The sequence below is a fragment of the Nocardia blacklockiae genome, assembly GCF_015477355.1.
GTDB lineage: Bacteria > Actinomycetota > Actinomycetes > Mycobacteriales > Mycobacteriaceae > Nocardia > Nocardia blacklockiae.
The window spans coordinates 22,396-45,534 of the sequence record NZ_JADLRJ010000002.1 but is presented as its reverse complement, the minus strand read 5'-3'; the positions used below and the strand labels follow the sequence as shown (position 1 = coordinate 45,534).

Annotated in this window: 25 protein-coding genes; 19 read left to right on the top strand and 6 right to left on the bottom strand. The window is 68.6% G+C overall.

Translation table 11 applies throughout. The features are described from left to right. Positions 1-160: 160 nt before the first annotated feature. Entirely contained in the window at positions 161-310 is a 150-nt protein-coding gene (locus IU476_RS06260; protein ID WP_195097668.1) for a hypothetical protein, read from the bottom strand. 158 nt (positions 311-468) lie between these two features. Here IU476_RS06260 and IU476_RS06255 point away from each other — a divergent pair, with 158 nt between their 5' ends. From IU476_RS06255 to IU476_RS06195, 13 genes are all read left to right on the top strand, one after another. Then, a complete protein-coding gene (locus IU476_RS06255) occupies positions 469-939 on the top strand; it encodes a hypothetical protein (RefSeq protein ID WP_195097666.1) in 471 nt (156 codons plus the stop codon). 112 nt (positions 940-1,051) lie between these two features. Further along, a complete protein-coding gene (locus tag IU476_RS06250) occupies positions 1,052-2,305 on the top strand; it encodes a cytochrome P450 family protein (RefSeq protein WP_195097664.1) in 1,254 nt (417 codons plus the stop codon). 18 nt (positions 2,306-2,323) lie between these two features. Beyond that, complete coding sequence (locus IU476_RS06245; protein ID WP_195097662.1) at positions 2,324-3,574, top strand: cytochrome P450 family protein; 1,251 nt, start codon at positions 2,324-2,326, stop codon at positions 3,572-3,574. Next, positions 3,571-3,957: a hypothetical protein gene (locus IU476_RS06240; RefSeq protein WP_195097659.1), complete on the top strand. Its 387-nt coding sequence runs from the start codon at positions 3,571-3,573 to the stop codon at positions 3,955-3,957. Before IU476_RS06245 ends, IU476_RS06240 begins: the two co-directional genes overlap by 4 nt. 163 nt (positions 3,958-4,120) lie before the next feature. Beyond that, a complete protein-coding gene (locus IU476_RS06235) occupies positions 4,121-5,896 on the top strand; it encodes an acyl-CoA dehydrogenase family protein (RefSeq protein ID WP_195097657.1) in 1,776 nt (591 codons plus the stop codon). Between the two features lie 89 nt (positions 5,897-5,985). Continuing rightward, a complete protein-coding gene (locus tag IU476_RS06230; RefSeq protein ID WP_228823296.1) occupies positions 5,986-7,020 on the top strand; it encodes a nucleoside hydrolase in 1,035 nt (344 codons plus the stop codon). A gap of 265 nt (positions 7,021-7,285) precedes the next feature. Continuing rightward, entirely contained in the window at positions 7,286-7,699 is a 414-nt protein-coding gene (locus IU476_RS06225; protein ID WP_195097655.1) for a hypothetical protein, read from the top strand. A 182-nt stretch (positions 7,700-7,881) separates the two neighbouring features. Beyond that, positions 7,882-8,529 (top strand): DUF8176 domain-containing protein, encoded by a 648-nt coding sequence (locus IU476_RS06220; RefSeq protein ID WP_195097652.1) that lies wholly within the window; start codon positions 7,882-7,884, stop codon positions 8,527-8,529. A 92-nt stretch (positions 8,530-8,621) separates the two neighbouring features. Then, positions 8,622-9,536 carry a hypothetical protein gene (locus IU476_RS06215; RefSeq protein ID WP_195097650.1) on the top strand — a complete coding sequence of 305 codons (915 nt, stop codon included), beginning with the start codon at positions 8,622-8,624 and terminating at the stop codon, positions 9,534-9,536. Positions 9,537-9,718: 182 nt separating this feature from the next. Continuing rightward, positions 9,719-10,348: a hypothetical protein gene (locus tag IU476_RS06210; RefSeq protein WP_195097648.1), complete on the top strand. Its 630-nt coding sequence runs from the start codon at positions 9,719-9,721 to the stop codon at positions 10,346-10,348. Between the two features lie 50 nt (positions 10,349-10,398). Beyond that, positions 10,399-11,229: an SAM-dependent methyltransferase gene (locus IU476_RS06205; RefSeq protein ID WP_324193900.1), complete on the top strand. Its 831-nt coding sequence runs from the start codon at positions 10,399-10,401 to the stop codon at positions 11,227-11,229. 119 nt (positions 11,230-11,348) lie between these two features. After that, the gene (locus IU476_RS06200; RefSeq protein ID WP_195097645.1) at positions 11,349-11,903 is read left to right on the top strand and encodes a DUF8020 domain-containing protein; all 555 of its coding nucleotides are present in this window, start codon (positions 11,349-11,351) and stop codon (positions 11,901-11,903) included. A gap of 233 nt (positions 11,904-12,136) precedes the next feature. Beyond that, on the top strand, positions 12,137-12,652 hold the full coding sequence (locus IU476_RS06195) for a hypothetical protein (protein ID WP_195097644.1): 516 nt from the start codon (positions 12,137-12,139) through the stop codon (positions 12,650-12,652). 120 nt (positions 12,653-12,772) lie between these two features. On the opposite strand, the gene IU476_RS06190 is transcribed toward IU476_RS06195, so the two are convergent. Then, a complete protein-coding gene (locus IU476_RS06190; RefSeq protein WP_195097643.1) occupies positions 12,773-13,588 on the bottom strand; it encodes a dTMP kinase in 816 nt (271 codons plus the stop codon). A gap of 385 nt (positions 13,589-13,973) precedes the next feature. Between IU476_RS06190 and IU476_RS06185 the strand changes: the two genes are divergently transcribed. Further along, positions 13,974-15,269 (top strand): helix-turn-helix domain-containing protein, encoded by a 1,296-nt coding sequence (locus IU476_RS06185; RefSeq protein WP_195097642.1) that lies wholly within the window; start codon positions 13,974-13,976, stop codon positions 15,267-15,269. Here the strand turns inward: IU476_RS06185 and IU476_RS06180 are convergent. After that, entirely contained in the window at positions 15,250-15,930 is a 681-nt protein-coding gene (locus IU476_RS06180; protein WP_195097641.1) for a Type 1 glutamine amidotransferase-like domain-containing protein, read from the bottom strand. The two genes, IU476_RS06185 and IU476_RS06180, sit on opposite strands and share 20 nt — an antisense overlap. A 507-nt stretch (positions 15,931-16,437) precedes the next feature. On the opposite strand from IU476_RS06180, the gene IU476_RS06175 reads away from it, so the two are divergent. Genes IU476_RS06175 through IU476_RS06160 form a run of 4 tightly spaced genes read left to right on the top strand, consistent with a single transcriptional unit; the run spans position 16,438 to position 19,647 of the window. After that, entirely contained in the window at positions 16,438-16,647 is a 210-nt protein-coding gene (locus IU476_RS06175) for a hypothetical protein (protein WP_195097640.1), read from the top strand. Beyond that, positions 16,644-16,949 (top strand): hypothetical protein, encoded by a 306-nt coding sequence (locus IU476_RS06170; RefSeq protein ID WP_195097639.1) that lies wholly within the window; start codon positions 16,644-16,646, stop codon positions 16,947-16,949. The genes IU476_RS06175 and IU476_RS06170 overlap by 4 nt, the downstream gene beginning before the upstream one ends. 38 nt (positions 16,950-16,987) lie before the next feature. Further along, positions 16,988-18,265 carry a radical SAM protein gene (locus IU476_RS06165; protein ID WP_195097637.1) on the top strand — a complete coding sequence of 426 codons (1,278 nt, stop codon included), beginning with the start codon at positions 16,988-16,990 and terminating at the stop codon, positions 18,263-18,265. After that, on the top strand, positions 18,262-19,647 hold the full coding sequence (locus IU476_RS06160) for a radical SAM protein (RefSeq protein ID WP_195097634.1): 1,386 nt from the start codon (positions 18,262-18,264) through the stop codon (positions 19,645-19,647). The genes IU476_RS06165 and IU476_RS06160 overlap by 4 nt, the downstream gene beginning before the upstream one ends. On the opposite strand, the gene IU476_RS06155 is transcribed toward IU476_RS06160, so the two are convergent. The 3 genes from IU476_RS06155 to IU476_RS06145 all read right to left on the bottom strand — a co-directional run bounded on the left by IU476_RS06155 (position 19,644) and on the right by IU476_RS06145 (position 22,102). Beyond that, positions 19,644-20,519, bottom strand: coding sequence for a glycosyltransferase family 2 protein (locus IU476_RS06155; protein ID WP_195097632.1), 876 nt, complete (start codon positions 20,517-20,519; stop codon positions 19,644-19,646). The genes IU476_RS06160 and IU476_RS06155 overlap by 4 nt on opposite strands. Before the next feature lie 178 nt (positions 20,520-20,697). Beyond that, positions 20,698-21,327, bottom strand: a complete 630-nt coding sequence (locus tag IU476_RS06150; RefSeq protein ID WP_195097630.1) for a phosphotransferase family protein — start codon at positions 21,325-21,327, stop codon at positions 20,698-20,700. Positions 21,328-21,796: 469 nt separating this feature from the next. After that, on the bottom strand, positions 21,797-22,102 hold the full coding sequence (locus IU476_RS06145) for a hypothetical protein (RefSeq protein WP_195097619.1): 306 nt from the start codon (positions 22,100-22,102) through the stop codon (positions 21,797-21,799). A gap of 356 nt (positions 22,103-22,458) precedes the next feature. Here IU476_RS06145 and IU476_RS06140 point away from each other — a divergent pair, with 356 nt between their 5' ends. Then, positions 22,459-23,112: a carbamoyltransferase C-terminal domain-containing protein gene (locus tag IU476_RS06140; protein ID WP_195097616.1), complete on the top strand. Its 654-nt coding sequence runs from the start codon at positions 22,459-22,461 to the stop codon at positions 23,110-23,112. The last annotated feature ends 27 nt before the right edge of the window (positions 23,113-23,139 follow it).

Below are 23,139 nucleotides of genomic sequence, written 5' to 3'. Positions count from 1 at the left end.
GCTTATGGCATAGGGCATTTCCCCTCCCCGAGGATCTGGGGGAATGCTCCCCACCCCGAGCAGACCGAGCAACGCCCGTCGACCCGGACCCCCCGCTGCGTCGACCGGTGTCGCGCGGTGATGCCCTATGCCCGAAGCAGAGGGAGGTTTGCGCATGCACTCAGGGGCGTACCTGCTGCCGTGCGGCGAACGAGACCAGCTGGCACTGCGCGACTGCTCGACCCCACCCGGCGATGACCTGACTGCCGAGCAGGCCCGGTGCATCCGGACCTTGCACGCCGGCCACCCGCCGACGTGCCTGCAACGGCACGCCTGCTCCGCGACGGTTCCGGACAGCGCCGCTGTCGTCGAAACCTCTGTGCGTGCAGCGATATTCACCGGAATGTCGCCACGGCCGATGGTCGGCGACCCCGCTGCGGGGCCGCCGGGAACCGCGCGGCCGGTGGCGGAGCAGTCGGCGAGCGCGGCATGATGCCCCGCGGCACCGTGACGCACCCGCAGTGGCCGAACGCGAAGCAGCTGATCACCGCGGTCAGCGACACCCTGCGGGGTGAGGCGGGTCGATCCGGTCATCCGGCGCTGGGCGTGGTGCGCGAGCTGGCCCGGATCTACAGCGACCACGCCGAGGCCATACTGCAGTGCGGGGCCCCGCCGGTGATGAACGCACTCGACCGGGTGCGGGAAGACTGGTCGCAGGTGGCCTCCGCCGAACAGCGTCTGGTCGAACGGTTCAACAACCTGGCCGCTGCGGAGTTGCGCGACCCGGGGCACCCGTGCGATGCGGGGTGGTGGGCGGCCGTCCTGACGTTCTGGACTGTCCACGCCGGTCCCGCCAGCGTCAGTGAAGCCGTCGCCGCGTTCAACGCCTACGACCGGTGGTATTCGCGGCTGCCACCGTCGCGGCGCACCGCATACCCGACGGCGGTGGCAGTCAGCTAACCGACAGCTCAACCCATTTCACGCCGGAGATCTCCGGCAAACATTCGTCCCGTAGGCGGTCACCAGCCGGTGGCGCGTCTGGTTCACACTGCGATCACGTCTGGAGAGACGGTTGACCACCTCGACCCCGCCGCCGAGCGGCTACAGGGCCGGCGACGGCCTACCCGCGGCCGCGCAATCGCGAGAAGCGTTGTACCACAGTGGTTTTGCCAACAACATGCGCGCCGCTCTACAGGACCTCCGGGCCCGTTTTGGACCGCTCGCGCCGGTCGATGTCACCCCGGGCACCGCGGCGACGCTGGTGATCGGGTACCGGGACGCGCTGAGGGTGCTCGCCGATCCCGGGTGCTCGGCCGATCCGCGCGCCTGGCAGGCCCGCGCGCAACGTAGTTGTCCGGAGCTGGCGTGGCGTCCGGATGCGCTACACAGCGCCGGTGACGAGCACACGCGCCTGCGCCGCGCCGTAGTCACCGCGCTCGGTCAGGTCGACCAGAAGGCGCTGCGGGACAAGGCCGCATCTCGTGCGGCGGCATGGATCAGCTCGTTCAGCGACGTCGGCCGCGCCGATCTGCTCGGGCACTTCGCGATTCCGGTCGTGATCGATCTGGTGCACGATCTGCTGGGCTTGCCGGAGCAGGCGGCGGCGCAGGCATATCGAGCGATCATGGCACTGCGCGGCGCGGTCGGTCCGGCCGAGGTCGAACGCGGTCACCAGATGCTGGTCGAGGCCATGGAGCACACGGTGGCGGCCAAACGCGATGCTCCGGGCCGGGACGTGACGTCGTGGCTGATCGAGGCCACCGACAGCCTCGACAGCGGCACCGAACCGCACCAGCTGGCGATGCTGTATTCGATGGCCACCCAGCCGGTGTGGAACCTCATCGCCAACACCTTGCTGCTGCTCATGACCGACGACAAGTTCGGCGGAGACATGCTCGGCGGGGCGCTGTCGATCCGGGACGGGATCGATGAGGTCCTGTTCACCAATCCACCCCTGGCGACCGCGTGCCCGCGCTTCCCGACCGGGATGAAGATCATCGCCGACACCCAGGTGCCCGAACGTGAGCCGGTACTGATCAGCCTCGCGGGTTGCCACACGGATCCGGAAATCGAGAACGCCGGCGGCGAATCCCTGCGAGGCAATCGTTCCTACCTGTCGTTCGGTGCGCATCTGCACGAGTGCCCGGAACCCGCCAAGCAGATCGCGCTGGTCATCGCGGGCACGTGCCTCGACGAGCTGATGGACACGCTGCCGGAAATCGCCCTGGCGCAACCCGCCGAGCAGATGCAGTGGCTACCCGGCGCCATCCACCGCGGCCTGGCGCTGTTACCGGCCGTTTTTCCGCCCATGCCCTCACATCCCTGACAGAGGAGAAACCCGGCCGTGCAGAACACCACTCCGGCACCCGCAGTCCGGCCCGAACTCGAGTACCGCTATCCGCTCTACACCCCTGAGTTCGCACAGAACCCGCACGCCGTCTACACCGACATGCGCCGCGAGTTCGGCCCGCTGGCACCGGTCGAACTCGCCCCCGGCGTCGATGCGACGCTGGTGATCGGCTACAACCTCGCGGTCGAGATCCTCGGCGATCCCGACCGTTTCCCGGCCGACCCGCGCCGCTGGCAGCACACGCTGCCCGACGACTGCCCGATCAAACCCATGGTCGAGTGGCGGCCCAATGCGCTGCGCAGCACCGGCCTCGCCCACGCCCTCTACCGCGGCGCCACCACCTCCGCCCTCGACGCCGTCGATCAGTACGGCCTGACCAAGATGGTCATCGCGGCCACCGAGCGGCAGATCAGCACGTTCTGCAGAGCCGGAACGGCGGACCTGATCAGCGACTACGCGCTGCCGGTCGTCTTCTTGACCCTGAATCGGCTGCTCGGGTGCCCCGACGACATCGGGGAGCAGGTCCGGATCGCGATGGCGGCCATGTTCGAGTCCACCGACACCGCCCGCGTCAACGAGATGCTCGGCACGGCGCTGGGCGAACTGATCGCGCTCAAGCGCCGCCACCCCGGCACCGACATCACCTCGACCCTGATCGCCCACGAGCCGGCGCTCACGACCGAGGAAATCATCCATCAGCTGGTCACCCTCTACGGCGCCGGCATCGAGCCGACGACGAATCTGATCGCCAACACGGCGCTGCTGATCCTGACCGACCACCGATTCGCCTGCCGCGCGGACGGTGTCGCCCCGCCGGTCGCCGACGCCATGCAGCAGATCCTGGTCACCGACCCGCCGATGGCCAACTACTGCCTGACCTTCCCGCGCCAGCCGGTCCCCAAGGCCGGGATCTGGCTGCCCGCAGACAAGCCGGTCGTGATCAGTCTGGCCGCCTGCAACAACGACCCCGAGGTCAACAACGGCGATTTCTTCCACGCGGCTTGGGCTTTGCCGTTCAGCACCGGCCCGCACGCCTGCCCGCAAGCGGCACGCGACGCGGCCCGCCAGATCGGGGACATCGCAACCCGCTACCTGTTCGACGCACTACCGGAACTGTCGCTCGCGGTGCCCGCGACCGAGCTGATCTGGCGGCCCGGACCGTTCCACCGCGCGCTCACCGCGCTGCCGGTGACCTTCCCCCCGTCGGAGCCTCTGCCCGCCACCTACCCCGAGGAACACGCATGACCAGCATCACCGCTCCGCGCCCGATCCCGCGCCCCGTCATCGAACCCGACGATGTCGCGGCGTTCTTTCGCCGCCAGCTGACCACCGTCACCGTGACCGAGACACAGGCGCTGACCCTCGCCGACGTCGTCGAAGCAATCCCCGCCTACGCCGACGACCGATGGCGCCTCGACCCGGGCCCGCGCCTGGCAGAGGAAGTCCGGGCACTCGCCCGGGAAGACCCTCATCATCACGCGGAACGGTGGGGCGAGAACTGGGACGCCCTCGCGGACATCTGCGAAAAATGGCATCCCGCACTGGCTTTCGCAGTTCTCTGGGCGCTCGACAAGTACTGGGTCAGCGACAGCAACGACATCCTGCGGGAGGTCGGCCTCCTCCGCTGACACCCCCAGCCGACAGCGCGCCACCCCCCGGCGCAACCACCCCTGCGGTCACCCCGCCCATATCCGAAAGACGTTACAGCGCAGAACAATCCGGTGATACGCACCTCGGCACACCCCGCGCGAGGACTGCGTCACCGGCGGTACACCCGGAAGGGGCCCAGCCATGACCACCCAGATCACACCCAGCGATCCGATCGAGATACCTGGTGCGGATCCTGAGACCGTCGCCGCGCTGCGCGCGGTGCTCGCCGGACACGACGACACGCACTATGCACGGGTGCGCGCCGCGGTGCTCGCACTGGGGGACCTGCCGATGAGCGGGCTCACCTACGCCCAGGAAGCCGAGCTGGGGCCGGTGATGCTGCGCCAGGTGATCGCCGAGCTCGGCGGGTCCGCGCGAGACATCGACACCGGGTTGCTGTGCGAGTGGGCGGCCATCGCCGCACCGAACTTGCTGCCGGTGCTGTCCGGTCATTTCGACCTGGCGCTCGGCGCGCTCCGCTCGCTCGGCACCGGGTCGGACTATCAGCAGCGATGCCTCGCCGACCTCGACACCGGCGCCGCGGTCGGGCTGCTGATGCTGACCGAGCTCGGTGGCACCAACGGCGCGAACCAGCAGACGACCGCGACCTGGGATTCCACGACCGGAGGCTTCCGGCTCAACACCACCGACATCCTCGCGATGAAGTTCATGCCGAACGCGGCAGACCCCGCCGTCAGCAAGATCGCGGTGGTGACGGCGCGACTGCGCATCGGCGGGCGGGACGAGGGCGTGTTCGCGTTCCTGCTGCGGCTGCGTGACGCCGAGGGCCGCCTGGCGCCGGGTGTGGAGGCGGTGGCCCTGCCCGACAAAACCGGTGCGCCGATGGACCACGCGATGGTGGTGTTCCGCGACTGCCCGCTTCCCGCGGAGGCATTGCTGGCCGGGGACTGGGCCCGCATCGACAGTGGCGGGCATCTCGACTGCGATCTGCCGTGGGGGCAGCGGTTCTCCCGGACGATCAGCGTGCTCGGCGACGGCCGCCTGGACCTGGCCTGCGCGGCGGTCGCCAGTGCCCGCGCCGCGCTGACCGGTCTGGTCAACTACGCCAGCCAGCGCCAGCCGAGCACGATGCGGATGATCGACCGCGACCCGGTGCAGTACGAACTGGCCGCGGGTCTGGCCGCGGTGTACGCCTGCAGCGTCCTCGGCCGCCAGCTGCGCCAGATGCGCGGGAAGCCGGGCTGGTCCGGCCTGTATTCGATGGTCGCCAAGCCATTATTGTCCGAGACCGCCTACCAGGTGCTGGTCACCTGCCGCCGCCGGTGCGGCGCGCAGGGCGCGCTGCGCCTCAACTACATCGCGGACTGGATCGCCAACTGCGACGGCATCATCACCGCCGAGGGCGAGAACCAGATCATGCAAGTGACCGCCGGCAAAACCGGATTCGACCTGACCGATCTCCGGCTACCCGGCACACCCGCGCAGCTGACCCCGCACATCGAGCGGCTGCGCACCCGCGAGCACCTGATCGCCACCGGAATGCACCGCAGCAACTTCTCCGCGGCCGGGCCGATCTGGGGCGCGGACAACGCCGCCATAGAACTGGCCACCGCGACCGGCGAACGGCTCGCGGCCACCGCACTGCTCATCGCCGCCGACACGGTCACCAACGACACCGCCGCCGCCATGATCCGGGCGGCAGCCGACGCCTACGCGCTGGACCGCATCTGGAAACGCGGCGGCTGGTACACCGCGAACGCGCTGTCGATCGGCGAACAGGCGCACGAGACACAGCGCGCCCTGATCGACAGCCTCAGGACCCTCGCCGACGGCACGCGGGAGCTGGTCGCCGCCTTCGACATTCCCGCGCTGCCCGGCGCCGCGGTCTTCGACAGCGACTACACCCGCCCGTACCGGCTCCTTGCCCACTGGGACGACAGCTCCACCACCACCTGACCCACCGCCCGGCCACCACCACAAGCGGGCCGGCTGACCAAGTGATGTGGCTCCGAAGCTACGCACCCGGAGCCACATCGGACGGAGAGATGAACACTCGAACAGCCTCGGCGACAACCACTTCGACCGAGCCGACACACAATTTGGAATTCGCCGCCCGCTACACGGAACTCGCAGCGATTGCTCCACGGCTTCGAGCCGCCGAGGGGGAACTGGCGCTACTCGCCCGTGCGCCGATCATCCTGGATCTCGATATCGGCGGCGATCCGGACGACGCCTTCACGCTGCTGTGCGCCGCGCTGCTGCCGGAGCTCGTCCTGGTGGTCACCAGCGACGAAATCGGCGGAGAGCGCGCGAGATTCGCGCGATGGCTGCTCGATCTGCTCGGCCGCCCGGACGTCCAGGTCGTCGCGGGCGCCGACCTGGACAACACTCGCTACTGGGTCGTCGACGGCCTCACGCCACCCGACATCCCAGCGCAGTCCCGCGACCTGCTGGGCGCGGTACGCGCGGTGTGCGCGGCGGCGGGCGGCCTGGTGCGGTGGGTCGGGTGCGGGCCGCTCACCAACCTCGCCCATGTCCTGCTCGGCTTCCCCGAACTCGGTGAGCGGCTGGTCATCACCCAGATGGGCGGTGCGGTCCGCTACCGCGACCCCACCCGAGCCGAGCACAACTTCCGCCTCGACCCGGCCGCGGCGCGTTTCGTCGTGGCCACGGCCGCGGACCTGACGCTCGTGCTCTCCGATGTGACCTTCCGCGACGAGATCGCGATCTACCCCGGTCACCCTGTCTACCAGCTCCTGATCGCGGCGGGCACGCTCTGGGCGACGGTGCTCGCGGTCCATCTCGACCGGTGGGCCGAACGCTTCGACGGCCGCACCAGCAAACAGCACGACCCCCTCACCCTCACCGTCGCGCTCCTGCTGGGCTTCGTCGACCTGGCCCGGCCCCGGATCCTCCTCGACGCCGACGCCCGCCTGGCCCTCGGTCCGCCCGGCCATCCGACCTGGATCAGCACCCGCGCCGACTACACCGCCTTCTCGAACTGGTTCACCACACAGATCACCACGCAGATCGCCCGGCACACCCTGTCCAGCCCGACACTCAGGAGCGAACAGGCATGAAAGACCGCATCTGCACGAAAGGTGTTGTCGCACAGTGTATATCGACAATGTCGAGGAGAGTCGCAATCGAAACCGTCGGAGCTCTGAGGCCCCGCAAGTCGTGCCGAAAGTCTGAATCCTTCTGCCTTCCTGGTGATGTCGTGCCGTCGACACGAGTGCGGAGCGACCGGCGGGGAGGCCATGACGGTGGGGGTTCGCGCTGGTGAATGACTACGAGGCACGATTCCGGTGCAGCCCGATGCGAGTGATACTTGCTGGTCTACTGGTGGCCTCTGCCGCCGCGGCGATCGCGGTTCCGGACATTCCTGACCGATTCCCCTTCGCTGGCGTGGTGATCGTCGTTGTCGTGATCCTGTTCGCGCCGATGCAGTCGACACGGCTCGCGCTGCGTGTGGACAGCGCCGGCATCCTGACCGCCAGCACGGTGTTTCAGCACCGGCCTGCTGGTGTGCGGTGGGGCGAGATCGAGGCAGTGAGGGTCCAATGTCGGCGGCGTATTCCGCTGTCACACATCGTTTTCCAGCGGATCGCGACGGGGCCCGCCGCGAGTGAGGGGCCGCTGGCGGTCGGCACCGTGATCGTCGGAGCGTGGCTCGATGCCGACCGGATCGCGGAGGCCGTCCGTCACCACGCGCCGCAGGTGCGCGTCACGGTGTGGAAGTCAGGAGACCAGCGATGAGCGGGCGGTCGGCTGGGTCGGGGCGTGGGCTCATGCTGAGTGAACAGCTTCTCCCAGCTCCGTCCGACCCGGGACCGGTGGGGTCCTGGCGGCACTGGCTCCCCGATATCCGTTCCCGCCGAGGCGACGACACGTCGGCAGAGGCAGATTTTCCCGGCGCTCGGCCCGAAAAGGAGGGCCGGGTGAGGTATCGCCGTATCCGGATGTCGCGCCGTGGGCGCTGCGGCGTGCTGGCGGTCGTCATGGTGGCGGTGGCCGCCGGTGCCGCGACCCGCCTCACGGACACCCTCCAGCCACCCCCGGTCGCTGCTCCCGCGTCCGGCGTCGGTGCCGATCGGGCCGCTGACACCGGAACCCCTGGGCCGGTGGCGATTCCGTCACTGTTTGCCGCGGACGGATGCCTACAACGGCCGGTCGGCGACGAGGTGTCCGGCACCGGGCCCGGCGGTTCCGGCAGCGGTCCCGACGCCATCCTCGCCTTCGAGCACGCCTACTACGTCGACCGATCCGGCCGCGCGGCCACCGCCGTCGTCGCCGAGGCAGCGACGACGACCGGCCGCGACGGAGCCCGGCGTCCACTCACCGGCGACCTCATCCAGGCCGGGATCGACCGTCTCCCCACTGGGACTCGCTACTGTGTCCGGATCCGGCCCGCCGTCGGCCCCGGCCACGGACCTGAGCAGCGATGGCACGTACTGCTCACCCAACAGCAGCCGCCTCTCGGCCCGCATCAGCCCGCGGCCGGCACTGACCAGGAAAATTTCGCTCAGCTCGTGACGACCCGTCGCGGTGATGACCTCACGCTCATCACCGCGATCACCGCGCTATGACGCCCTCGCGGCGGCCCGCGGCCCGGCGAGATGTTCCGTTGCTGGCGTGGCCCGGGGAATGGGGACCGCCGCGCCCGCCGCGGAAGCTCGTCTTGGCGATGGTCGGCGCCGGGCTCTTGGGAGCGCTCTATATCCCGTTCACCCTCGATTACACCGCTCGCGGCGACACCACAGCGGTGGTGTTCGGGATCGCCGTGATGCCGATGGCGGCGTTGTCCGTCGCGGGCCTCGTCCCGCACATGCTGGTGCGCCGCCGAACATTGCCCCGCACCACCCGAATCCGCGCCGTCGACGCCACGACCGCGATCCGGCCCCGGCGCCGGGTGCTGAAGTGGCTGCGAGCACCGATTGGTGCGGCCGTGGCCGGGCACCGCACGCCACGACGGCCAGCGCTGACACGCGCCGACGCCGCTGCCGGGGGCGCCACGATCGGGTTGCGCAGCGACCTGCGGCCCTGGGTGCGACCGCTGATGGGGAGCTGGCTGCTGATCGCCGCGGTGATTCTCGCGATCGTCGTCGGCGCCCGCACCCACTATGCCGCCCTGAGCGATAACCCGCTCCGCGCGGGCCTCGCGCTGCTCACCAGTGTCGAGCCGATCATCGTCATCGCGGGGTGTGTCGCCGTCGTTCACTTCGTCGTTCGAGGCGAGTTCTTCCTCGCCTTGACCCCTGACGGCGTCGTCCAGCGCGCGGGAACCGTTACGCAATTCCTGGCCTGGGACGACATCGCCGCCGTTCAGGCGCTGCTGGACCTGGGCGAGCGCCGCAAGATCAGGGTCCTGTCGAAAGTCGGCACCTCGGTCACGGTCACCGGCGGCCGCCGCCCGCTCGACCGGCTACTGCGCAAGCTGACCTTCTCCATCGACGTAGAGCCCCCCGGCTACGGCCTGGACCCGGCCCTGCTTTTCCATTTGCTGAGCTTTTACCGGCTCAATCGCGAAGCCCGGGCGGAACTGGCCACCGACGCCGCCATCGACCGGATCCTGTCCGGGGCGCTGATCTCGTGACAGCTCGGGCTCGAGAAGGCAGCCGACACCGCGCACGCACATCGGTCCGGGCCGACCATGCCGCCTTCCGGCGGTGGATGGGCAAGCAACTCACCGAACCACACAGCACCACCGGCGGCAGCGAGTCAGGCCGAAACCACAGAGACACAACCACTTTCGATACCACAGGAGGATCAGGATCGGTGACGACAACCGAGGACCACAGCCCCGCACACGACACCACCGGACTGGTGCCGCAGGCTGGCCGGTTGCACGCGGTGCTGGCCAGCAGAGATGCGGAGATGACGGATGCGCTCGAGTACGCCACGCAACTGCTCGGCCTACTGTGGGGCGCTCACCTGGCCGCAGGAGACCTGCGCGAAATCGCCGCGGTGGACGCGCGCGAGCTCGCCGAGGCAGACGCGGATCATGTCGGTCACCAGCACGGATGGAAACCTCCGTCAGCGGCAGTCGGGTGGAGCCGAGTCCTTACGCGAGCGATCGATGACGAGGTGAGCCGACGGCTGGGCAACCGCGCCGACGCGGCGGTCCTGGTCGATGACGACTTCCCCCGGATCGTGACCGCCGGGGAGCTGATCGACCGACTGGCCATGACCGCAACGGTTCTCCGTAATTGGCCACCCAGCCACGGGATGTGCCCGCTCGGTCCAGTGCTGGCAGACGTCGAGCATGCCTACGACACGCTGGTGACCGGCATGCTGACCGGTGACCGCCGGCAGCCGCGCCGACGCTCACACGGCGCGCCTCCGATCCCACGGCCGCCCAGCGGGACAGGCTTCGTGATCCTCGACCGGCTGACCGGCGCGACGTGAACATGCTGAGCAGATCGGAACTCGAGTGCCGGTCGGTCACGGCTGCACCCGTGGCCAATGGAACGGAAGGGCCTGCGCCGGAATACCATCGGACACCCGCCCCGTTCGATCCCGGTCAGCTGAACTCCGCCCGGCTGTACGACTACCTGTTGAACGGGAAGGACAATTACGAGGTCGACCGCGCCATGGCGCACGAAATGCTCGCGCGCGCACCGGAAATCAAAACGCTGGTCTGGTTCGCTCGGGGCTTCCTGCGCAAGGCGGTGGAGATGGCCGCCGACGCCGGTGTCCGGCAATTCATCGATCTCGGTTCAGGACTGCCGACCGAGCCCAACGTGCACGAGGTGGCTCACGGAATCGAGCCGTCGTCGCGAGTGGTGTACGTCGACTACGACCCGCTCGTGGTCGCCCATTGCGAGGCGCTGCTGGCCGATCCCCCCGACGTCGCGACGATGCTGGGAGACATTCGCCGTCCCCACGACATCCTCGACCGGCTCAGCGGCCATGCCTTCATCGATCTCGACAAGCCGGTGGCGATCACGCTCACCGGTGTGCTCCATTACGTGATGGACGACGAGGACCCCGCCGGGATCGTCGCCGCCCTCCGCGATCGGATGGCACCGGGCAGTTACCTGGCGATCACGCACGGCTCGAATGAGTCCTCCCCGGAGATACTTCAGGTGCTCACCAACACCGTCGGCACTCCGGCCCAAGTCTGTTTCCGATCCGCTGCGCAGACCGAAGAATTCCTCGCTGGCTTCGACTTGTTCGAACCCGGCGTGGCGACGGTGCAGCGGTGGCTGCGCCCCGGCTTGCCGGACACCAGATTGGTCCTGCTCGCTGCGATCGGCCGCAAACCCATGATCGGCGCCGCACGGTGAGGTGAGTCCGCCGCCGCCGCGACGAGGTGTCTCCACGACAGCCCCGGCCCCCAGAACCCCGCCGAAGGAATCGGCGGAAATGTCGGCCACTCCCGTGCCGACCTGACAGAGGAGAAGCAATGAAACTCGAGACGTTCACCGCCGCAGCGTTAGCCGCGGCCGCACTCACCGCCGCCGCTACGGCAGCCGATGCCCAACCGGCACCCGCCACCACAGCCGCAGCGACGAGCAGCGTCCGCGCGGTCGACCACCGCGTCGGCTACACCGTCGCGTCCTCCGCCGACGGCGGCGCGGTCACCACGCTCGATGGCGGCAGGTTCGCCCCTGCCGCCGATGCCGCGTCGGTCGCGGTAATCGATGCCGCGGGCACGATCGTCGACACGATCCCGCTCGGCCTGCCGACCAGCTCGGGACTCGTCGCTGTCGCTGCCGCGATCGCCGAGGACGGCCGAACCCTCACCCTCACACCGCAATCGACAAGCGCACCGGCCGCGCAGACGATCAACGAGGCCTCCGACACGATCGCCCGCAAACAGCACAACGCGGGTGTCGGCGCACTCATCGGCACCGGGATCGGCGCGGTGATCGGGTTCTTCCTCGGCGGCGTCGGCGCGCTGGTCACCGTCCCGATCGGCGCCGGAATCGGCGCACTGATCGGATACGCCACACCGTAACCGGCCATGTCCGGGCCGCGGCGCTGCACCGCCCAGGCCCCGGCCCGGACAACCGCGCCACCCGAAGGACTTGCCCGAACTACCGATCCTCGTGCCTGTGCCAGGGGATCGAAATTGTCCACCCATCAGGAGAAGACTGTGCAATGTGAGCGCGACCCGATGCCCGCGAAAGAAAACCGCGACATCGAAAAGTCACGTGTGCGGATGAAGTTCGCGGCATATGGAGCCAGCCGGTGAACGCGTACGTTTCCCAGGCCGGGCCTCCAGAACTGCCCGAACTCGAGTACCGCCTGATTCGCGCGTTGTGCGCTGCTCCTGGCGCACGCAGCATCGAAGAACTGGCGACGACGATCGGGCGCACGGCCCGGGGCATCGAGACGACCGTGAGGCGGCTCGCCGACAACGGGTTCGCAGAGCAACAGCCGGCGTGGATAATCAGCCGCAACGGCCGGGCCGTACTCGCCGGTCAGGACGTCCAGGCGAGACTCACCGTGCCTCAACAAACGGTGTTGGATGAACTCGATGACGTCGACGGTGCCCGCACCGTCGACGAACTGGCCTCGATCGTCCGCGCCGGCAGTGAGGTCGCCGCGGCGATCCGACGGCTATCCACTCGCCACTATGTGCGGTGTGTGCCCGCGTATCTGGCCACCGATCGCGCGCACCACATGCTGTCCGGGGTCGTCACCATGCGCCTCGTGCAGCGCCCGTCGGCGCGAAAACGAGTCCGCCGCAGCATGGCTCGGTAACCCAGGGAGGATTCACCGCCGACCAGGGCTGCGAGGCCGTGCTGAGTGCGGCCCGCCACGTTCCGGTGTCGGTATACAACGGTAGCGGGCTGCCCTTCTGGACCGGCGGATATTCGGCGCTCACCGGCCCGCTTCGGCCGTCGCGATCCGCACATCATATGGCTGCTGCCGGAAATCAGCGACCAGCATCGACAGCCGGTGCGCCGTCTGCTCGAGGGCTTCCTCGGCACCCACCGGCAGCACGGCCCATCCCTGTTCGACGGCGAGCCGGTCCAGCGTCGTCAGTATGCGGCTTTGGTAGTCAATAAAACTCGCGCGGGCCGCACCGGTCAGGTCGGCGCCAGCGTGCATATCCACCTCCGATGGTCGGAGCGAGCACCTGCGCGCCCACGCAGCGGCCGGATCCACCCCCAGCAACACCGTGACGTCGGGCATGCGGACCGGCGCGAACAGTACTTCGAGGTCGGCCGCGCTGTGTCGGCCTTGGGTCAGCAGATTGGCGGAGACCTTGCCCAGCCAGCCGTCGGTGATCACATCGAAACCCGCATCCAACAGCGGGCCGATCACTGTGGCCGAATGCGCAGTGAACCAACTCGCCTGCAAGCGTGCCCAGAACGTGTCCGGCAGCGCCGGATCGTCACCGCTTTCCCACAGCATCCTGGCCAGCAGCTGCATCAGCTCACGTGAATACACCGACGTCTGCGATATCTGCCTGCGCGAAACGAACACTAGACCGTGGCCACGGTCACCGCGCTTGAGCACGGACACCGCCAGCCGGTACTCCATATCGGCCAGCACGATCGCCAGCGACGACTTCCCCGCGCCGTCCCCGCCTTCGAGCGTGATGAACCTGCCCGCGCCAGGGCGAGCATTCGGCGTGGGTGCGGCAGCGGCGTCGTGAACGGCCTTCTGCTCATGTATAGCGTTGTGCTGCAATTGTTTCCTCCCTCAGTGTCCTCGAGTGCCGCACAGGTCGACGACGTTGACCGGTTCCCAGCTGTCGCGGTAGCGCTACGACCCGAGCTCGCCGCCGAACACGGCAGCCTTCTGGACGGACAGCTTCGCGGCCACCGAGTCCCGCACCGACTGCCGTGCGTCATGTGTCGAGCGCGTGCATCCTTTGCACCACAACGCCTTTCGGCGTCACCGGTGGCTCGTGGTGGGCACGTGCGGGTACGTGCGCACCGGACTCAGCTCGACGGCGAATTCGGGTCGTAGCGCCACCGTCCTGACCAGTAGAAGTTTTCGTGCTTGACTGATGGCGGGTCAGTGGTCTCGACCAGGCTGTTAAGAACTGTTAAGTCGGCGGAGGGCGGCCGCAATGCCGGGCAACGCTCAGATCGGAGCGGTACTGCGAGACCTGCGTAGAACGCGCCACCTCACCCTCGCGGCCGTGGCGCGCCGCGCCGGTTGCACCGAAGCGCTTCTCTCCCAGATCGAGACCGGCCGGCGAACCATCCACCCCTGGCTGGCCCAACAGCTCGACGACATCTACTGCACCGATGGCGTCATCACGGCACTCACCCGGCACACTCCCACCCTCGACGCCCCTGCCACACCCGCGGCGGCCGCCGATATGCTGACGGTGGAGTTGCCCGGAGGTATCCCGATGCTGCTGTCACGTCGTGACCTGCTGACCTCGCTCGGGCTCGGAATCACCACGAGTGCACTGTTCGCGCAGCTGGACCGAGCCATCCCTGCGATCGGAGCGGATGACGCTACCCTGACCACGTTCGATAACGCTTACGCCGGATTCCAAACCGCAGCAAGGATTCTCCCGCCACACCGGGTCATCGACGAGATGACCGGACGAGTCGCCCTGCTCGAGGTCCTGCGCCGCCGAGCCGACCGCACACTGCGTAGCAGGATCTTCCGGATGCAGGCCCGCTACGCCGAATCGCTCAGCTGGCTGGCCGAGGAATCGGGCAACCTGCGCCAGGCGATGTACTGGATCGATCGAGCCTCCCAGTGGGGCCACGCCGCGGGTTGGCAGGAGATCGCCGCCTACGGCTACGTTCGCCGTTCCATGCTGTCGATTTCCACGGCCCATAACGGGCGTCAGGCAGTCGACAACGCCACTGTCGTGGAGGACATGCCCGGCGCCTCACCACGAATCCGGGGCCTGGCCGCCAAACAGGCGGCGTTCGGATTCGCGCTGTGCGGTGATCGCGACTCCAGTAGCCGAGCGCTCGATCAGGCGATGCGTCTGCTGTCCCAGCCCGCTCGGCCCGCGGACATCATTCTGGGACAGCGCAGTGTCGTTGATGATCACCTGGCCGTGATCTTCAAGACCACCTGCGACATCTACCTGGGTCGCGGCGCGTCGGTCGTGCCGATTCTCCAGCCCCGGTTGGAGGCCCTGACGGGGTCGTCGCTGCGCACCGCCACCATCACGCGCGCGAAGCTCGCCCGCGCCTACGCCAATGCCGGTCAGCCCACCGAAGCGGCGGAGACCGCGCTCGGGGTTCTCGATGCCATTCAGCGTGTCGGGTCGGTGTCCGCGCTGAGCGAGCTCCAGCGAGCGCTGCCGATCCTGTGGCGCTGGCGCGGCCGCGACGATGTCGGCGCGGTCATCAACCGCATCCAGCAGCTGACGCCTACCTCTTCAACCGGGTGACCTCCAGGGCCTCCTCGCGTGCGGTGCCGTCGGGCTGGCGCGTCACCCGGTACGCGCCCGCGTTGCGGCGGTCGCTCACTGCGGCGACGACCTCGGTGCCGGAGAAATGTAGGCCCGCGCCCGCGTCGGTGGCGTACCCGTCGGGCAGCTGCTGCTCGGCCACGCATCGCTGGAACAGCGCGCGGCGATCCTGGTAGTGCACTGCGTTCGCATATGGCAGCAAACCCAGACCGTCGGTGATCGCCCGGACTTCGCCGAAGGAGTCGGTCGTGCCGCCGATTCCCCAACACAGCGACCCCGCCGACTCACCCCCCAGCACCACACCGCTGTCCCAGCACTCACGCAGGACCTCGTCCACGCCGTGGGCCCGCCACACCGCGAGCAGGTTCACCACGCTGCCGCGGTCGACCCAGACGACATCCTGGCCGAGCAAATGCTCTCGGATGTCCGGGACCGACGGTTTGTCGAACAGCGCCAGATGGGTCGCCGCGACCTGCTGGTCGGCAAACGCCCTGTAGAAAGCGTCGATGCTGGCCTGCCTGTCGCCGGTGCCTGTGGACAGGAAACACACGCGCGGCGTTGCCGGGTCACCCGCCAGTTCGAAGGCGTACCGGAAAATCGGAGAGGGCTCCCACGGATCGCGGGATCTGTTGAATCCCATGGATGTCGCCAGAATGGTTCGGCGCTCGACTACCACGATGACACCACCTGCCTGAGACCTGAGCGCAGCCTGGCAGTGCGGCCGCCCTCCGTCGACTTAACAGTTCTTAACAGCCTGGTCGAGACCACTGACCCGCCATCAGTCAAGCACGAAAACTTCTACTGGTCAGGGCGGTGGCGCTGCGACCGGAATTCGCCGTCGAGCTGAATCCGGTTCACACGTACCCCGCGCGTGCCCACCACGAGCGACTGGTACGCCGAATGTCGTTGTGGTGCAAAGGATGCACGCGCTCGACACATGACGCACGGGCAGTTGGTTCCGGGAGGTTGTATGACGAAACCGAGCAGCGGCTCAAGCGCCGCTGGGCAGGACGAACTACACGCCGATGGCCCGTCGTGGACTGTCTCTTCCGGCTCCCTGCCTGTGGGCCGCAACGGTGTACCTGATGAAAGGGACGTGATGCGCGGCAACCCAATACGGGCCCGGGGTACAGAGTCGCGGATTGCGGTGGAGTCTGCGGTCCTCGCGGTGCTCGATCTCGGCGGCACGTTGACGCGGCGGAAGATCGCGGCGGGGGCGTCGTCGACGACCTGGGCGACGTGGCGGGCGGCGGCCCGGCTTGCGGCGCGAGGCCTGGTCGTGGCGTCGCCGCATGACCGGGAGCGCTACGCGATCACGGTCTGCGGGCACGCCGAACTGTGCAGGCGCCGGTCATGAGCCCCACGACGGCCGGGCTGGTGGCCGGGGTGTGCGGTGCGATCTTCGTGGCCGCGGCGGCGCTGGTGCTGTGCGCGGACCGCGAGAACCAGCGGTCGCTTCGTGAGGCGCCGGCGCAGATTCTGCCGGTCATCGACCGCTGCCACGACGCATCGGAGAGGCCGCCGTCGGTGCAGGACGCGCACCGCGACATGCAGCGGCACCGGTCGTGTGCCCGCGAGGACTGCCCGGCCAAGCGGGCGGCGTACCAGGTGCTCGTGGAAGCCGGTCACCTCACTCCGGATTCGGGACGAATTACTTAGTGGCACAACACAACAATGAAGAGAGCGGGAACGACACCATGAACGAGCCCGAACCTGTCGGCCGGCTGTTGCGGCTGGTTGTCGACGCGGTGAACGAATGCAACCTGCGCTGCCTGTACTGCCATCCCGGAGAGGTCTGGAAGACCCGCCAGCTCCCGGTGCCCGCGATCGTGTCGGCGTTGGAAGCCGCCGAGCAGGCGGGGGTGCTGGAGGTGGTCCTCACCGGCGGTGAGATCACCCTGCACGAATCCCTGCGCGCGGTGCTGGACACCACGCACCTGCTGGAGCGGTGCGCGGCCACGCTGATCACGAACGCCACGAAGGTCACCGACGAGCTGGTGTCGTGGCTGGCGGCGTCGAATCTGTCGCGGATTTGTACCAGCGTGGATGGCATCACGAACGACCTGCACGGCAGTGCGCGGGGCAAGAACCTGCCGAAAGTGCTCGACGGCCTGGCGCGCCTGCACGAGACCGGAAAGCCGGTCACCGTGATCACCGTTGTGCACCAGCGCAATTGGCGGCAGGTGATCGACCTGTCGGACTATCTGGCCGAGACCGGGCTCGCGGCCCAGCATCACCTGTGCGCGCCGAGTTTTTCCGGGCAGGCCCGCGCGCACTACCCACGGCTGGCGTTGGCCGACAACGAGTTCCGGGGTGTGCAGGATCTGGTGGATCGCCATCATGCGCGGCTGGCGGCCGCAGGCCTGTATCTGACATTCAATTCCTGCTGGCCGGCGACCGGGCAGCGCACGCTCACGGTGAACCCGTCGCGCATGATCACCCTGCAGCAACTGTCCGAGCAGGTCAAAGACACTCTCGCCAACATCCGCCCCGACGGCGAGTTCCGGCTCCAGGCCGCCACCTGGGGCAGGGAGATGGTCGGCAACGCCGTGCTGGGATCGGTTCACCCGCAGGGTGTTTCGCCGCTGCTGGCGCACGCGGAGATGCTGCTGGCCGGCGGCACGGCCCGGCAGCTGCCGCGCGCGGTCGAGGCGCAGCACAAGTTCCAGCTCGGCCCTCGCGCGGACTCCGGCACCACCGACACTCTGATCGGGCGCGCGGAAGGGACGGCGGCGGAGGTAGAGCTGGTCCCGATCTCGAGCGTCGACGAGCACTGGCTCATGGACAATCCCGCCGATCCCGGCGCTGTAGCCGCGAGCCTGCGCGCCGCACCCGACATCCACCGGGTGGTGCGGCACCCGAGTGGAACGGTGCTGGTCTTCGACCGGACTCGCTCTCAAGTCACCCTGTTGAGCGCCGCGGAATGGCGAGCCGTGCAGCATGTTTCGGCCCACGCTGAGGCGGTGTCGCTGTGAGCATCGCAACCGTCGTCGAGGCCGCCCAGCACTATCTGCACGCTGATCCCGGCCTGGCCGCGTTGTCCACCGCGGTCACCGATCACGCCCCCGCCGATCCGGCGGTGCGCCGGGCGCTGGCTTGCCACCTCGCCGCCCCGCACACCCCGGCCGCTGACCTCGCCGCCGATCTCGGCGGCGATCTTGAGGCCGTCGTGGCGGCGTATCGGTTCGCCCGCTCCAGTGGTCAGGTCGCGGCGTTGACGGGCTCATGGTTCTATCCGCACCGGATGCGGTGGGCGTTCGCCGCGACGACCGTGGCCGAGTGGCGCCGCCGCCCCGAGGTGCCCGCCGCGATACTGGAACATCGGCCGGTGCTGGGCGACACGATGGAGATCCACCCCACCCGCGGCACCTGCAACTACCGGTGCAGCATGTGCCTGTGGTCGGACCAGCAGGCCCTCACCTACGCGACCCGCCAGCTCGACACCGGCGGGTTGATGGACGTCGAGGACTGGCTGCGGCTGCTCGGCGAGCTGCGTGACGGGGGCGTGCGGCGGCTGGTCGTCTCCGGCGGCGGCGAGGCCCTGATCAATCCCGACCTCCCGGTCATTCTGCATCGTGCCGCCGATCTCGGCTTCGAAATCCACACCTACACCACGGGATTCAGTATCCGGCCCGGCGGCGCGCTGTTCGACGCGCTGCTGCGCTGTCACCGGATCCGGTTCAGCATCCACTCCCCCGACCCCGAGGTCTACGACCGGATCGCGGGCACCCGGCCCGCCCAGCGCGCCCTGGACCGGGTCACCGCGAACTTGACTGCCCTGCGTCGCGAGCGACGCGATCACCTTCCCGAGGTCGGGATCGGGTTCGTCATCCAGCCGTTCAACTACGACCAGATCCTGGCCATGACCGACTACGCCGACACCATCGGCGCGGACTGGCTCGACCTGCGTAAAGACGAAGTCGATGTCACCGACGCCCTCACCGCCGACCAGAACGCCGCGGTCGCCAGCCAGATCCGCACGCTACGCACCCGCCCGGGCGCGCCCACTCGCGTCGACATCGGTGACGAACTGGCCGCCCTGGCCAACGGCGTCACACCGGACCGATCCCGCACCAGCGAATGCCTGGGCCGCTACTTCCGGCCCACCATCGGCCCCTACGGGCATCTCACCCCATGCGATCTGAAAGCCGAACCACGCTTCGCGGCCACCGGATACACCCTCGGCGACATCAAAGGGTCGCGGCTACTGGAGGTGGTCGCGGTCTCCGCCGGGCGCGCGATCAGCGACGACTGCGCCCAATGCATGCCCAGCTCCCGCACCGGCAACAAGATCGTGCACAAACTGCTCGCCGACCTCACCACCGGTATCGAGCTCGCTGATCAGCCCTTCGGCTAGCCGCGGGTCAAGCGTTGCGCGATGGCGGTCCGCACGATCGCCACCGCGCCGCGCACGACGAGGCCGGCCGCGACGAGCGGCGCGAACACGATCCACGGCGAGCCCTGGTGGTAGTCGCAGTAGAACCGAAGCGCGGAGCGGTGATGGGTGCGGACCTTGCGGAACGGCGCAGACCGCATGCTGCCGCCCTCGCGGTGGCGGATCTCGACGCTGGGGTCGAGCACGACACGCCACCCGCCCCGATGCATATCGAGGGCCATCTTCGTTTCCTCGAAATACAGGAAGTACCGGTCGTCGAACCCGCCCACCGCATCGAAGGCCTCGCGCCGAAAAAGCATGCAGCACCCGGAGATCCAGTCCACGTCCCCGAGCGTGGTCACCGGCGTGCCGAAGTAGCGTCGGGTCGCCGGGTTCGACGGCCAGATCCCGCCCAGCAGCGCGTGCGCGATACCGACCGCCAGCGACGGGAACCGCCGCCCGCTCGGATACGGTTCCCCGTCCAGGCGGGCGATCCGTGGGCCGATCATCCCGATCTGGTCATCGGCGGCGGCCGAATCAACCAGCGCCGCAATCGAACCCGCCGACAACTGGGTGTCGGGATTGGCGACGAGGATCCACTCCGCATCGGTCGCGGCCGCGCCCTGATTGATCGCCGCCGCCAAACCGACATTGCGGCTGTTGCGGATCACCCGGCCGCCGAATTCCTCGACGATATCGGCGCCGCCGTCGGTCGACACGTTGTCGACCCCGATCACCTCCAGCGCATACGGTTCCACCGCCGAAGGCAGCGTTTCCAGGAAGCCGGGTAGATCCTCCGCACTCTGATACGTGACCAGAACCAAGCCGACCGTCTTCTCTTGCGCGCTGGGCATGACCGGCAACTTATCACCCACCGCACCCACACTCAGCCCCTCCGGCCGAGCAACCCTTCACCCTCGCGCCCCGGTCACGACCGCGATCGGACTCAGTCCTGCAGCGCCGCGTCGACGCCGGCTTCGTCGATCGACACGGGCAAACCCCACACCGGCGCCGCGGCCTGCAATTTCCGTGTCAGCTTCCGCACCAGCAGACGCTCATCCTCCGGGAACAACGACCTTCGGCGATGATCTTGGCGTAGCGGACAGCGTCGAGGACAGCCGATTTGATCCGCTCATGGACGAGGTAGATCTCCACATCGTGTTCCCACCCGCGATGCGCGGCGCCCGGTTCGGCGACCGTCCACGCCGAGACGAATCGTTCCCGCTCCGCGGCCAGGTAGCTCATCTTGTGCAGATGGACCGCGACGTCGTAGAGCGGATCACCGTAGAGCGCCAGCTCCCAATCCAGAAAGACCGTCTCCCCATCACGGATGATCATGTTCTTGCGGTGCAGATCACCATGCGCGAGCCGGAACCGCCTTTGCTGCAACCCATCCCACAACCCGTCCAACGGCTCGAAGGGATCGCGCGGAATCTGCAACCGCCGCAACAGCCGGTCGTGAGCGCGGGCATGGTCCCCATACGCCCGGCGCGACGCACTCCACACCCGGCGGGCGAATCGCTGCGGATCGTCATCGAGCCCGCCCGGGGTCGGTGGCAGCGCCTCGCGGCGGATGGCGCGCAGCTGCCCGAACAATCGCGCGACATCGGCGGGAACATGAACCGGCAGCGGGTGTCCGCGCGGTGCAACCTTGTCGAGCACCTCGCCGTCGATGACCCGTGAATCTGGTACGCCGGGGACACCGACACCCAATGCAGGGCGGGAACCGTGGTCACGTGCGAGGCGACGACCGCCAGAAACTCCGCCTCGGGCCACTGGCGGTAATCCATCATGTCGGCACCATCGACGGGGACCCGCACATTGACCGCTCGCTCACCGACGGTCACACGAACATTGCGATTGTAGAAACCCGCCGCACCGTCTGGCTGCGAGCAAGCCCGCCGATACAGCAGGTCCGGGCCCAGCAACGGCGACCGTGTCGCGGCCGCAGCATCCGACCCGGACGCCTGCTGTCCGGCACCCGCCGGATCGGACTCCTCAGCCACGACCTCAGGATGCCATCGAGCACCCACCGGAGGTTGTCACCATCCGCCCACCGCGCCGACAGGCGCCTTCCCGTGGATTGTTGTGCCCCAGTGGGGTAGCCCCATCATGTCCTGGCGCAGGCCTATCACCGGCCGACGTACCAGCATTCGTAGTTGCGCAGCGACTGCATCAGTTGGCGCCACTCGGGGACGGGATGAGACGCGCTGGCGACCCGGACGCGAGGAGCGTGAAATCCGGAGACCACAACGGTTTCGAAAGCGTGCCAGCGCTCCTGGTGCCCGCAGTTCGCGCAGATGTTCGGATTGAAACTGCGCCCACGTTCACACCGTTGCCCCAGCAGCGCCGCCATGTCGGGGTGCCCGGCGGCCATCAGCACACTACGCGCGATGTGGACGGGCAGCTCCTGATCGGTCGCGACCGCTTCGACCATTCCATCTCGTCCGAGCGCCCGCGCTTGGACCGCCCATACCCAGTTTTGCTCACGCCCACACCGCACACAGCGGTGCGGGAACCCCAGGACATCGACAAGCAGCGTTGATTTCCCCATGGACACAGACTGCCCGCCGCGGCCAGATCTGTGTTGCGCACGCAACTCGTCGCGATTCTGATCGCCTCGCGTGGACCGCCGAGTTCGGATAGCCACCGTAGCTCACGACCTGCACCGGCCGGGGCGTTAGCGCGCGAGTTCGGCCTGAGCGTGCAGGAACCATGCGCGGGTCTGAGTGGAATCCAGCGGCCTCCTCCTCCCGGCCGCCGCGCATTCCGAACCGGCGCGGGGACCACACCGTGCCCGGACCTCGCCAAACCCATGCCCTGCTCGGCCCGGCCTACACCAACCGCGCCATCGAGACCGCCCTGCACTCCGCCGGCGCCGACTACACCACCCCACCCGAGATCGCCGCCGCGGCCGCGCGGCTGCTGGCCGACGGCAAGATCATCGGCTGGCACCAGGGCCGCGCCGAAGCCGGGCCCCGCGCACTCGGAGCCCGCAGCATCCTCGCCGACCCTCGCGCGGTCGCCGCGCGCGACCGCGTCAACCGCGATATCAAGCGCCGCGGACTGTGGCGGCCGCTCGCGCCGAGCATGCTCGACCTCGGGCCGTGGACGACCACGCCGAACGCTCCGGCAGAATTCATGATCGTCGCCCACGACACCACAACCCGTGCTCGCCAACAGATTCCGGCGGTCGTCCACGCCGACGGCACCACCCGCCCGCACCGCGTCGACCCCGACGTGCAACCGGCCTACGCGCGCCTGCTCGAGGCATTCGAAGCCGAGACCGGCATCGGTGTCGTCCTCAACACCAGCTTCATCGGTCCCGGCGAACCGATCGTCGAAACCCCGGCCGACGCCTTGCGCACCGGCGCCAGCCTCGGCCTGGACGCCCTCGTGATCGGCGACTACCTGATCACCCCACCCCACGCCAGCACCCGCCGATAGCCACACCCGACCACCACGACAAGGGAT